The organism is Parasaccharibacter sp. TMW2.1882 (assembly GCF_023337635.1).
Lineage (GTDB): Bacteria > Pseudomonadota > Alphaproteobacteria > Acetobacterales > Acetobacteraceae > Bombella > Bombella apis.
Genome location: NZ_NWUT01000001.1, coordinates 43,776 through 55,527 on the forward strand (window position 1 = coordinate 43,776; position 11,752 = coordinate 55,527).

Below are 11,752 nucleotides of genomic sequence, written 5' to 3' on the forward strand. Positions count from 1 at the left end.
TTTTCAGTAATGGTTACGGCATGCAGGTCACAATATCCCAGAGGGGGCTACCGTGTTTTCTTTCCGCCAGCCTGCTGGTTGGCGCCTGGGGCTGCCGTTGATGGTACCGGGGGAATCTCGACGGAGGCCACCGGCGCCGACTGTGTTGTGGACACAGGCTGCACGATGACGGAATCCGGGGAGACAGGTGCCTTGGCCTGCACAGGCGGTGCCGCACCGTCACGGTGTTTTCTTGAGCGCCTCTCATGCTTTTTCTGGGCATGGGACGGCTTGGGCAGCTGCGGCGTGAGCTGATGGTTGTATTTCAGCTTGTTGTAGGCGAGGCGGTACCAGCGGCTGTCAGGCGCATTATAGCCGAGGACAGCTGCTGCCTGACGGGCTTCATCAGGCAATCCCAAGGCCAGATTGACCTCAACCAGACGTTCCAGCGCTTCCGGCACATGGTTGGTGGTCTGGAAGTCCTGGATGACCCGCTGGTAACGGCCATAAGCTGCCTGATAGTCTTTTTCCCGCTGATAGTAACGGCCCACATACATCTCCTTGCCGGCCAGATGGTCACGGCAGAGGTCGATCTTCAGCTGGGCATCCCGGGCGTAAGAGGTCTGGGGGAAGCGGGTGATGACTTCCTGAAGAGCATCCATGGCTTCCAGCGTGCCGAGCTGGTCACGGGACACATCACCGATCTGCTCATAATAGCACAGGCCCCGCAGATAGTAGGCGTAGGCAGCATCCGGGCTTGTAGGGTGGAGCTGGAGATAGCGCTCCAGCTGCTGGACGGACAGCGCATACTCACCCTGAAGGTAGTAAGCGTAGCCTTCCATCAGTTCGGCACTGCCCGTATAGCCGGAATAGGGGAAATTCTGCTGGAGAAGCTCGAATTCACTGCTGGCCAGCTTGTAATGCCCGCCATGAAGAGCGTCGATCCCGTAGTTGTAGAGGGTCTCGGCATCCGCCGTGCGTGGCAGCTTTGCCTGTATGTCGGCGTCGGAGCTGGAGCAGCCCGAAAGAAGGGCAAGTCCGAGCAATGCCGGGGCCCCAAGGGCGGGGAGACGGAAACGGGATGGGATCATGTGGAATTTCAGGATGCTGCTGACCATGATTTTCTTATAGCATGGGAGTGTTCAGGGGAAAGGGGGTTCTTGCTCTCTGGTCTGATATTCTCAGCCGGGAGAGGGCATGACAGGCGGGCTGCCATCGGAGAACCGCCAGTTTTCGGTGGACGCAAAAAGAGCATGCAGAAGCTGGCTGTTCAGCGCATGGCCTGTCCTGTGTCCTTCAAAACGGGCTGAAAGCCGGAACCCGGTACAGTACAGGTCGCCTACCGTATCCAGCATCTTGTGGCGGACACATTCATTATCGAACCGTAGTCCGCCGGGGTTCAGGACACGATCATGCTGGATGACCAGCGCATTGTCGAGTGATCCGCCTAATGCCAGTCCCTGCGCCTGGAGGGCGTCAATATCCTGATGGTTCACGAAGGTCCGGCAGGGGGCGATTTCTTGGGCGAATGTCTCTTGGGACAAGACCATCTGGAACGACTGCTGCCCGATGGCAGGGGCGGGGAAGTCGATGTCGACGGAGAGGTCGAGTGTGTCGGGCTGATGGGCGGGGAAAAGGCTGGCATGAGCACCGTGTCGCCCTTTCACATGAACTGGGCGAAGCACTTCAATGCTGCGGCGGGGGGCCGCCTGGCCGCTGCGGCCAGCTTCCTCAAGAAGAAACATGAATCTTCTGGAGCATCCATCCAGAATGGGTAGTTCCGGCCCATCCAGCTGGATCAGAAGGTTGTCCACTTCGCAGGCATGAAGAGCAGCCATGAGATGCTCTATGGTAGCGACTGTCAGCCCCGGTGTAAGGGGAGAAGCGGCCACCGTGGCCAGAGGGCTGGAAATGATGCAGTCATGCGTCAGGCGGAAGGCGGGGGTGTCTGCCATATCCAGCCGCTGGAGCCTGATGCCTGTATCCGGCGCTGCCGGGACAAGGCGGACCGTGGCAGGCCTGCCACTGTGGAGGCCCCACCCCTGGCAATGGACGGCCTGCTCCAGTGTGGTCTGTGCCTGCTGTAGGTGGGCTGTATTCTGGAGGGGCGGCTGATGAGGCCGACAGCATGTGGTCTCTGGCATGAGGGCAGGTGCTCGGGCATGGGCGACCTTACCCGGTGAGGCAGGACGCTTTCCCCCATGGGGGAGGTGGATGAAGCCCCCTGCCCACAGGGGAACCGGGGGCTTTAATCAGACCCGGTTACTTCGGGCCACGGCGCAGATAGGTGGGAATGCTCAGCTCGTCATCCTCGGCAGGTGGGGTGACGCTGTCATGCTGCGGTTTCCGCTCATCAGTCGCAGCGTGTGTATCCCGGCGCTCCTGTTCTGGCGAAGGACGGGTACGGAAGAAGCGGCTGAACAGCCCCCCGCCCGTTTGCCCGGTCTCCTCCCGTGGGCGGATCGGCTCCGATACCGTGGGGGCAGAAGCCTGCTGGTTCGGGCCGAGATGAGGGTCGTAATTGGGAAGAGGCGATGCCTCCTCGGCTGGCTGGCCTGCTCCTTCGGGGGCAGGGTCGTGTTCCGGGGCTTCTTCGTTCTGCCCGGTGTCTCCCGCGGAGGCAGTTGGATGCTCCGTTGCCTGGTCCGTGTCCGGTGTGTGAGCCACGGTTTCAGCGGGGGCATGAGTCTGGACTTCGACCGGTTCCTCCTCGGAGGCTTCATGGCGTCTCCGGCCATTCAGCCCCGTGGCGATCACGGAAACCTGCACCTTGCCTTTCATGTTCTCATTGACGACGAAACCGCTGTTGATTTCTTCGTCTTCGCAGTTTGCCGTCTCACGGATGAGATTCATGATCTGGTTATAGGCCAGCAGGCTCATGTCCGGACCGAGCGTGACGTTGACAAGAAGTGCCCGTGCCCCGGCAATGGTGGTTTCCTCCAGCAGCGGGTTGGAAATGGCCCGCTCGGCGGCGGTGATGGCCCAGTCTTCACCATCTTCCTCGGCCGATGCCATGCCAATGCCCATCATGGCCTTGCCCATGCCACTCATGACGGTACGGACATCGGCAAAGTCAAGATTCTGATACCCGGCTTCCACCATCAGGTCCGTCACGCTGCGGACACCACTGTACAGGACGTCATCCGCCATGGCGAAGGCTTCGACCAGCGAGGTTGTCAGCGAGGCGCTGCCGAAGAGGTTCTGGTTGGGGATGACCAGCAGCGTGTCCACGTATTTTTCCAGCTCGGCAATACCGGCTGCGGCAGCCCGGCTACGGCGGGAGCCTTCAAAATCGAAGGGTTTGGAGACGACGCCGATTGTCAGGGCACCGACTTCATGGGCGATCCGTGCCACGACGGGGGCTGCTCCCGTGCCGGTGCCGCCACCCATTCCGGCCGTGACGAATACGAGATCAACCCCTTCCAGATGCTGGCGGATTTCATCTTCTACTTCTTCGGCTGACTGGCGGCCGACTTCCGGCTTGGCTCCGGCCCCCAGACCACGCGTGAGGGTTGGGCCGAGCTGGAGGCGCGTCTCAGCCTTGGAGAGAGCCAGCTGCTGGGCATCGGTGTTGGCGGCGATGAAAGTCACGCCACGCAGCTTGCCGTCGATCATGTTGTTGACGGCGTTGACCCCGCCACCACCAACCCCGATGACAGTGATGCGCGGGGGACTGACAGCACTAACACCAGGGGTCGTTGGGGTCAGGTTCAGTGACATAACGGTCTCGCTTCGGCCAGGGTGGACATTATAGATGGGTCTTTGGAAGACAGATTTACGGGCAGAGTAGCATCTGGAGAGAAATATGTAATGCTAAATATCGGGTATTGTGCCCGTTTATGACTTCCGGCGCAGGAAATTGGCAAAGCGCCAGGCAATGCCTCGTGGGGCTGCTTCATGTTCCGCAAGGCAGAAGCGGTCTCTGGCCCCGGCTGCCCAGGCGAGAAGACCGGCGGCGGTGGAGAATCCCGCCCATATGGAGGGATGATCCGATTCCGGCAGTCCCCGTATGGTGGCTGGAGACCGGACCTGCACAGGCCGGTTCAGGATCTCGGCAGCCACGGCATCAATGCCGTTCAGCAGGGCGCCGCCGCCCGTCAGGATGACACGTCCTTCCGCCGGGCGCCCGAGGCCGGCACCGTCCAGCTCGTAGCGGAGCATTTCCAGCGTTTCCTCGACACGGGGGGCGATGGCCCGGACCAGATCGGCCCGGGTGATCTGCCGGACAATGTTGCGATGTGAGACAGGCAGGGCGATGGGAATGGATGTGTCATCAGCCGAGGCATAGGCGACCCCGTAAAGGGTTTTGAGCCGTTCTGCTGTTTCAAGCTGGATGGACAGGGATTGAGCAATGTCCCGGGTGATGTGATCGCCGCCGACCCTGATATGCCGTGTATAGAGCACCCGCCCACGGGCGAAGACGGCAAGGGTTGTCGTGCCCGCTCCCATGTCAACGACGGTCACCCCGAGGTCACGCTCATCATGGTCCAGCACAGCAAGGCCGGAGGCAATGGGGTTGGACAGCAGGTCCACGGCCCGCAGCTCGGCCTTGCGCAGGACAGCATCCAGCGTGTGGAGGGCACTCGTCTGGGCATCCACGATGTGGAACTTGCCCACCAGTCTCTCGCAGCGCTGCCCGCAGGGGTTGAGGACCGTGAGGGTCTCATCGATATTGAAACCCAGCGGCATGGCCTGGACGATCCTGCGGTCATGCTCGGTTGCCTCGTGGCGGGCCTGCCCGTAGAGGTGGAGAATGTCGTCCTCGGTCACCTCACGCCCGTTGGAGGCCAGAAAGGTATCCACGTGATAGCTGCGGGGGGTTCCGCAGGCGAGATTGACGGTCACATCCCTGATGCGGCGGCTGATTTTCCGTTCGGCATCGCCCACTGTCGCCCGGATGACACGCTCCAGCTGGATGGTGTCCACGATGGCCCCGGAATTCACTCCTTCGGAGCGTCGCCAGCCCCAGCTCAGGACACGCAGACCACCATTTTTCAGTCCCTGGCCAATCAGGCAGGTGGTTTTGGTGGAGCCAATGTCCAGAACGGCCTTGAGCCCCGGCGTCCAGACAAAGCCCTGCTGTTCTTCTGACGGGAGAATGGGAAGAACGGCCCGCTTCTGCTGGGGAGCGGGCGGATAATGCCGGGACGGTGAAACGGAACGGGACATAGGGATCAGTTTTCAGATAGCGGCGTTGCAGGCGGAGCCTCCTGATCGGCTCCCTGAGGCGTGGCAGGGTGAATGACCATACGGTCGGATAGCCGCATGTCAATGGTTTTCAGGGGGCGGTCCAGGAGCTGGTAATCGTTCTGGTAATCATGCAGACGGGAGAGAGCGGCGCTTTCTGCTCCCTCCGGGAGCATGAGGGTCGTACCGTTCTGCATGAGGATGTTCCAGCGCCGCTGCCCGATGCGGATGAGGGCCAGCGTATGGCTGTTGATATCGGGAAACTGGTCGAGCAGGGTGATGATGGCATTTGCCTCCAGGTTGGCACCTGCGCCGACAACAAGGGGAAGCTTGCGGAAGACCGAACTGTTTTTGGCTGTCAGTTCCTGACGTGAGACAGTGTCTCCTTTCTGGTTGATAAGGACGAAATGGCCTTCCATCTGCCAGATGGCGATGGGATTTTTTTCCTCCACGGTGATGTTGATCGTGTCCGGCAGGTGGCGCTCGACCGTGGAATGCTCGATGAAAGGCAGCTCATCAATGCGCTGGCGTGCCGCCTCCACGGAGAAGCTGAAAAGCGAGTGGTTCAGGCCTGTCCCCAGCGCCTCCATGATGTCGCTCTCATCCGTCAGGCGCCGCCCCGTGATGACGATGTGCTGGATCTTCAGCGGGTCCAGCGCAGACAGGCGGGTGCGCAGGCTGTCTGCCAGCCTGTGTCCCCCCTGGCTGCTCCAGGCCAGCCAGCCAGCTCCAGCCATCAGGAAACAGACGAGCCCCAGAATGCTGAGCCGCCGCAGGATGGCCTTCTGCCGCTGCCAGAAGAGGGACATGCTGGAGGGGCGGTCCCCGTAAGGGTCCACGGGGGCCTGGGGGCGTTTCCTGAAGAAGGACATCATGGGCCGTCAGCGGGCTCAGGCTGGGGCACCGGATGGAGGGAGAGGGACTCTGCCCGCCCTAGGGCATCCATCACCAGCCAGTGGCAGAGCAGGGGATAGCTTACGCCACGGGCGGCGGCCTGTTCTGGCAGCAGGGATGTGGCCGTCATGCCCGGCTGGGTGTTGACCTCCAGAATGACGAGTTCGCCCTTATCACCATCATAGCGGTAGTCGGTCCGGCTGGCGCCCCGGCATCCCAGTGCCTGATGGGCCCTCCGGGCCAGTGTGAGGGCCTGGTCCGTGATGTCTGCTGGCAGGGGAGCGGGGATGACATGGCGGGAGCCATTGGCCTGATATTTGGCTGCAAAATCGTAGAAACCACCGCTCTCTGGCGTGAGGATTTCCGTAACGGCGAGGGCCTCGTCGCCCAGTACCGCAACGGTCAGCTCACGCCCGGGGATGAAACGCTCGGCCAGAATCTGGGGGCCGAAGGTCCATGACCCGGCAATGGCATGGCGTTTTGCGGCATCATCTTCATGGAGAATATGGACACCGACGGATGAGCCTTCCGCCACGGGCTTCAGAACGTAGGGGGCCGGCAGGGGGGCCCGTTCCTTCAGTTCGTCTGGCGTGATGAGGCAGCCTTCTGCAACGGGGAGACCGGCGGCCTGAAGGGCCATGCGGGTGCTGGCCTTGTTCATGGCGATGGCAGAAGCCAGAATCCCGGAATGGGTATAGGGCAGGCCCAGCCATTCCAGAACGCCCTGAATGGCCCCGTCCTCCCCGCCAGGACCGTGCAGGGCATTGAAGACGGCATCCGGTTTGCAGGCTTTCAGGGCCTCGATGGTGGCGGTGATGTCCGGCCCGGCATCAATGGCATGGACATGGTGCCCGGCCTGCTTCAGGGCCTCCATGACGGCCCTGCCGCTGGACAGGCTGACGCTGCGCTCGCTGGAGGTTCCTCCCATCAGAACGGCGATGGAAAGAGGTGTGGGTGTGGGAAGAATGGTCTTGTCTGTCATGCCCGGATGTTTCCTTGTCAGGAAGGGGAGGCGGGAGAAAGGGGACGGCCCAGCCGTCTGATCTCCCAGTGCAGGGTGATGCCGCTGCTGTCCAGCACACGGGCACGGACCATCTCGCCCAGCTCTTCCAGCTCCGTGCTGGTGGCGTCGCCCGTATTGAGCATGAAATTGCAGTGCTTCTCGCTGATCTGTGCGCCACCGTGCCGCAGCCCCCGGCATCCGGCGGCATCGATCAGCTCCCAGGCCCTGTGTCCTTCGGGGTTGCGGAAGGTGGAGCCGCCTGTCCGGGCCCGCAGGGGCTGGCTGGCCTCACGGCTGGCCCGCATTTCCTGCATTGTCTGCTGGATGGTGGCGGGGTCTTCCGCACCGTGGGCTTTCAGGCGGGCACGCAGCACGATGCTGCCTTCCGGCAGGGAGCTGTGACGGTACCGCATCTCCAGTGCCGGGGCGGGCAGACGCTGGATGGTGCCCTCACGGGTGAGGATTTCCACCCAGTCGAGCAGGGTGGAGAGGTCACCCCCATAGGCTCCGGCATTCATGCAGACGGCTCCACCAATGGAGCCGGGAATGGTGGAGAGGAAGGCGAAGCCGGCCATGCCTGCCTGCGCCGCCGTTTCCGCCACGCTGCTGTCCAGTGCGGCGGCTCCGGCGATCAGCCCGTCTCCATCCGTTTCAATGTTGGCAAAACCACCGGCCAGACGGATGGTCAGCCCGGGCAGCCCTCCATCACGGATGATGACGTTTGAGCAGGCTCCAAGGACCGTCATGGGCAGGTCGGGCGGGCACTGGCGCAGGGCCGTGGCGAGGTCTTCGGCATCCTGCGGCACGAAGAGCCAGTCGGCGGCCCCGCCCGTGCGGAACCAGCTGCGGGCGGCCAGCGGGGCCTGTTCCTTCAGCCGTCCCCGTGCCTGCTGGAAAGGTGCAGCCGTGGTCATGGTGCGTCCTTTCTGAGGCTGTCCAGCTGCTCGGGGAGAGCCTGTGCCCAGTGGGTGATGGACCCTGCCCCCAGACAGAGGACATAGTCACCCGGCACGGCCACGTCGGCGACGACGCTGGCCAGATCATCCGGCGAGGCGAGGGACAGGACATGGCGGTGCCCACGGTCCCGCAGCCCTTCGACGAGCTGATCCCGTCCGATGCCCTCGATCGGGTTTTCTCCGGCGGCATAGACGTCCGCCACGATGACGGTGTCCGCATCATTCATGCAGGTGCAGAAATCATTGAACAGTGCACTGAGGCGGGAATAGCGGTGCGGCTGGATGACGGCAATGACATGCCCTGCACCGGCCTGCCGGGCCGCTTTCAGCACGGCAGCGATCTCGACGGGATGATGGCCGTAATCATCAATGATCTTCACGTCATTCCATGTGCCGGTCAGGGTGAAGCGACGCTGCACGCCCCGGAAGCCGCCAAGCGCATCGGCGATGACATGATCGGGGATTTCCATTTCCTGCGCCACGGCGATGGCCGCCACGGCATTGAGGACATTGTGGTGCCCGAACATGGGCAGATGGAACGGTCCGGCCAGACGCTGGCTGCTGGTCGTCCGGTCCGTGATGGTGACGTTGAAGGTCACGCCCTGGCTGTCCGTGCCGGTGACTTCCGCCCGGACATCTGCCTGCGGGCTGAAACCATAGGTGACGACGCGGTGATCGGAGAGCTGGGGGATCATCTGCTGCACCCGGGGATGATCCACGCAAAGGACGGCGAAGCCGTAGAAGGGAATGTTGGAGACGAACTGCCGGTATCCGGCCTCCATCGCCTCATCGGAGCCCCAGTGATCCAGATGCTCGGGGTCCATGTTGGTGACAACGGCAATGATGGCAGGGAGACGGAGGAAGGAGCCATCGCTCTCATCCGCTTCCACGACCATCCAGTCGCCGGACCCCATGCGGGTATTCGTGCCGTAGGCCTCGATGATGCCACCATTGATGACGGTCGGGTCCAGCTTGGCCTGTTCCAGCACGCAGGCCACGAGGCTGGTCGTGGTGGTCTTGCCGTGTGTCCCCCCGATGGCCACGGCCCAGCGCAGGCGCATCAGCTCTGCCAGCATCTCCGCCCGCCGGACGACGGGGATGAGCCGGGCACGGGCGGCCATGACCTCCGGATTGTCCCGTTTTACGGCGGTGGAGATGACGACGACCCGTGCTTCCCCCAGATTGGCCTCATCATGGCCGATATGAACGTGGATGCCTGATTTCCGCAGACGCTTCACGTTGGCATTCTCGGCAATGTCGGACCCCTGAACCTTGTAGCCGAGCATGTGCAGCACCTCGGCAATGCCGGACATGCCGATGCCGCCAATGCCAACGAAGTGGATCAGACCAAGGTTGAGAGGTAATGCACGCATCAGGGGAACTCCGGCGGGGGTGGGATGAAGGGAGGGCAGATAATCAGGCTTTGATGGTCGTTTCAACCAGATCAGCCAGTTTTTCGGCAGCACGGCGCTGCTGGAGATTGCGGGCGCCTTCCGCAGCCCGTGCCAGCTCGTCAGGATGGCTGAAGAGGTGGGTCAGATGCGTGCAGAGTGCTGATGAGGAAAAGTCACGCTGCCGGACCATCCAGCCACCACCGGCCCGTTCCATTGCCTGTGCGTTGACACCCTGCTCATCAGAGGCGGCAATGGGCAGCGGGACAAGGATGGAAGGGCGGCCTGCCATGGCCAGCTCCGCAATGGATGAACCACCGGCCCGCCCGATGACGAGATGGGCTTTCTTCAGTTCAGCTGCCACATCCTCGATGAAAGGCGTGACCGTGGCCTTTATGCCGACCTGCGCATAGATGCCGGACAGGGCAGGGACCATCTCCTCATGGGCCTGCTGGGTCACATGCAGCCGGGTCCGCAGCCCAGGGGGCAGGTTGCACAGGGCCTGCGGCACGATGGAGCTGAAAATCTGCGCCCCCAGTGATCCACCCCAGACAAGCAGATGGATCGGCTCCTCGCTGAACAGGCTTGGGCTGACATAGGGTTCATCAGCCAGAGCTTCGATGGCAGGGCGGACTGGCATCCCTGTCTGCATGACCTTCCGGCCTGCGGGCAGACGGGCCACCCGGGGGTAGGATGTGGCAATGGCATCGCTGAACCGGGCGAGGAGGGCATTGGCCTGCCCGAGGATGGCATTGCCTTCATGGATGATGAGGGCAGGGCGTTTACCCAGACGCAGGCGACTGCCGAGAAGGGGAGGAATGGAAGGATAGCCGCCAAAGCCGACTACGGCGGCGGGCCGGTATCTGGCAACAATCTGACGCCCGCCAAGGCAGCTCCAGAGAAGCTGGCCGATCCCCCTGAGTTTGTCGATGGGCTTTTTACCAGCCACGCCACTGCTTTTGAGGACATGGCGGGGGCTGTCCGCAAATACGCTCAGTCCGGCCCTGCTGTTGCGGGCATCCGTTACGAGGATGGTCTGGTGACCACGGCGCTGGAGTTCTGCCCCCAGTGCCTCAGCCGGGAAGAAGTGCCCCCCGGTACCGCCGGCGGCAATGAGAATTGGTGCTTGTTTCATCAGATGTGATCCTTCCGGGATGACATGGTCAGACGTGGGGCTGTTTCAGCAGGGGATGGCGGCGGCGTAAAGGGGCCTTCCTCTACACGGTGGCGGGTCAGTGCCAGGGCCATGCCGATGGTCAGGGCAACGGAAAGGGCCGAGCTGCCCCCGTAGGAGATGAAAGGCAGTGTCATGCCCTTTGTGGGGATCAGATGCAGGGAGGAGCCCATGTTGACGAAGGCCTGAAGGCCGAAGCCGGTGATCAGGCCGCTGGCAGAGAGAATGATGTAGGGTTTCTTTTCTTCCAGCAGGCGGTTGAGAGTGGAGAAAACCAGCATGGTGAAAACGGCAATGATGAACAGGCACATCACGAAGCCATATTCCTCTCCGGCAACGGAGAAGACGAAGTCGGCATGGGCATCGGGCAGCAGGTCCTTCACCCGGCCTTCACCCGGTCCCCGGCCCAGCAGTCCCCCATTGCCAAAAGCCCGCATGGAGGTATCGATCTGGTAATGGTCCCCCACATCAGGATGCAGGAAGCGCTGCACGCGGGAATGGACGTGCTCGAACACCATATAGGCTATCCCGAACGCTCCAAGCGCTGCCGAGACCAGCATGCCGAATACGATGATGGGCAGGCCGTCGATGAAGAGCTGGGTGATGAAGACCATGCTGATGACCGAGAGCATCCCGATATCCGGCTGGGCCTGAAGCAGGGCTGCAATGACGAGATAGACCCCGCATGCCACCAGTCGCCCCGGGAACCGCCAGCCATTGGAAAGTCTCAGCGTATGACGGAGGCTCAGCAGCAGGCCGGTCACGACGGCAAAGCAGGGTTTCAGGAATTCAGAAGGCTGGACGGACATGAGGGGCAGGGCGATCCAGCGTCTGGCCCCCTTGATCTCCATGCCGTGAACAAGCGTCATGAATGTGGCGCCCAGCGCCACGATCCCCCCCATGACGGCAATCCGCCCGATCGTGCGGGGGGTCAGCCGGGATGTCACGACGACGACGGCACTGGCAAGGGCCAGAAAGACCACCTGCTTGAGGATGAACATGTTCCGGGAGGCCCCGATGCGGTGAGCCACGGCGGGGCTGGCAGCCAGCATGAGGATGTACCCTAGGGCGACCAGTATTCCGACGCAGCTCAGGCTGACATGGTCAAGGCTGCGCCACCACTGGGCCTTCCGGGAGCTGTCTGACCTGTCGGAGAGTGCCATGATGT

Annotated in this window: 10 protein-coding genes; all 10 read right to left on the bottom strand. The window is 62.4% G+C overall.

The genetic code is table 11. The annotated features are described in order from the left end of the window. Positions 1–47 precede the first annotated feature (47 nt). Positions 48–1,070, bottom strand: a complete 1,023-nt coding sequence (locus CO583_RS00250; protein ID WP_227656569.1) for an outer membrane protein assembly factor BamD — start codon at positions 1,068–1,070, stop codon at positions 48–50. A 90-nt stretch (positions 1,071–1,160) separates the two neighbouring features. After that, the gene (gene lpxC, locus CO583_RS00255; RefSeq protein WP_248630540.1) at positions 1,161–2,123 is read right to left on the bottom strand and encodes a UDP-3-O-acyl-N-acetylglucosamine deacetylase; all 963 of its coding nucleotides are present in this window, start codon (positions 2,121–2,123) and stop codon (positions 1,161–1,163) included. Between the two features lie 118 nt (positions 2,124–2,241). Beyond that, positions 2,242–3,699 carry a cell division protein FtsZ gene (gene ftsZ / locus CO583_RS00260; protein WP_248630539.1) on the bottom strand — a complete coding sequence of 486 codons (1,458 nt, stop codon included), beginning with the start codon at positions 3,697–3,699 and terminating at the stop codon, positions 2,242–2,244. Positions 3,700–3,816: 117 nt separating this feature from the next. Continuing rightward, the gene (gene ftsA / locus CO583_RS00265; protein ID WP_052349029.1) at positions 3,817–5,148 is read right to left on the bottom strand and encodes a cell division protein FtsA; all 1,332 of its coding nucleotides are present in this window, start codon (positions 5,146–5,148) and stop codon (positions 3,817–3,819) included. Positions 5,149–5,153: 5 nt separating this feature from the next. Then, a complete protein-coding gene (locus tag CO583_RS00270) occupies positions 5,154–6,041 on the bottom strand; it encodes a cell division protein FtsQ/DivIB (RefSeq protein ID WP_249102944.1) in 888 nt (295 codons plus the stop codon). Continuing rightward, positions 6,038–7,042 (bottom strand): D-alanine--D-alanine ligase, encoded by a 1,005-nt coding sequence (locus CO583_RS00275; protein WP_249085564.1) that lies wholly within the window; start codon positions 7,040–7,042, stop codon positions 6,038–6,040. The genes CO583_RS00270 and CO583_RS00275 overlap by 4 nt, the downstream gene beginning before the upstream one ends. Before the next feature lie 17 nt (positions 7,043–7,059). Further along, complete coding sequence (gene murB / locus CO583_RS00280) at positions 7,060–7,977, bottom strand: UDP-N-acetylmuramate dehydrogenase (RefSeq protein ID WP_249102947.1); 918 nt, start codon at positions 7,975–7,977, stop codon at positions 7,060–7,062. Further along, a complete protein-coding gene (gene murC, locus CO583_RS00285) occupies positions 7,974–9,392 on the bottom strand; it encodes a UDP-N-acetylmuramate--L-alanine ligase (protein ID WP_086431536.1) in 1,419 nt (472 codons plus the stop codon). Before murC ends, murB begins: the two co-directional genes overlap by 4 nt. Positions 9,393–9,435: 43 nt before the next feature. After that, entirely contained in the window at positions 9,436–10,545 is a 1,110-nt protein-coding gene (gene murG, locus CO583_RS00290) for an undecaprenyldiphospho-muramoylpentapeptide beta-N-acetylglucosaminyltransferase (RefSeq protein WP_043559836.1), read from the bottom strand. Beyond that, a complete protein-coding gene (locus tag CO583_RS00295) occupies positions 10,545–11,747 on the bottom strand; it encodes an FtsW/RodA/SpoVE family cell cycle protein (protein WP_043559839.1) in 1,203 nt (400 codons plus the stop codon). Before CO583_RS00295 ends, murG begins: the two co-directional genes overlap by 1 nt. Positions 11,748–11,752 lie beyond the last annotated feature (5 nt).

What these genes read in the sequence shown, in the direction of transcription:
- ftsZ (WP_248630539.1), bottom strand. Translation starts at nt 3,699, where the DNA reads ATGTCACTGAACCTGACCCCAACGACCCCTGGTGTTAGTGCTGTCAGT.
- murB (WP_249102947.1), bottom strand. Translation starts at nt 7,977, where the DNA reads ATGACCACGGCTGCACCTTTCCAGCAGGCACGGGGACGGCTGAAGGAA.
- lpxC (WP_248630540.1), bottom strand. Translation starts at nt 2,123, where the DNA reads ATGCCAGAGACCACATGCTGTCGGCCTCATCAGCCGCCCCTCCAGAAT.
- CO583_RS00275 (WP_249085564.1), bottom strand. Translation starts at nt 7,042, where the DNA reads ATGACAGACAAGACCATTCTTCCCACACCCACACCTCTTTCCATCGCC.
- CO583_RS00270 (WP_249102944.1), bottom strand. Translation starts at nt 6,041, where the DNA reads ATGATGTCCTTCTTCAGGAAACGCCCCCAGGCCCCCGTGGACCCTTAC.
- CO583_RS00250 (WP_227656569.1), bottom strand. Translation starts at nt 1,070, where the DNA reads ATGATCCCATCCCGTTTCCGTCTCCCCGCCCTTGGGGCCCCGGCATTG.
- ftsA (WP_052349029.1), bottom strand. Translation starts at nt 5,148, where the DNA reads ATGTCCCGTTCCGTTTCACCGTCCCGGCATTATCCGCCCGCTCCCCAG.
- murC (WP_086431536.1), bottom strand. Translation starts at nt 9,392, where the DNA reads ATGCGTGCATTACCTCTCAACCTTGGTCTGATCCACTTCGTTGGCATT.
- CO583_RS00295 (WP_043559839.1), bottom strand. Translation starts at nt 11,747, where the DNA reads ATGGCACTCTCCGACAGGTCAGACAGCTCCCGGAAGGCCCAGTGGTGG.
- murG (WP_043559836.1), bottom strand. Translation starts at nt 10,545, where the DNA reads ATGAAACAAGCACCAATTCTCATTGCCGCCGGCGGTACCGGGGGGCAC.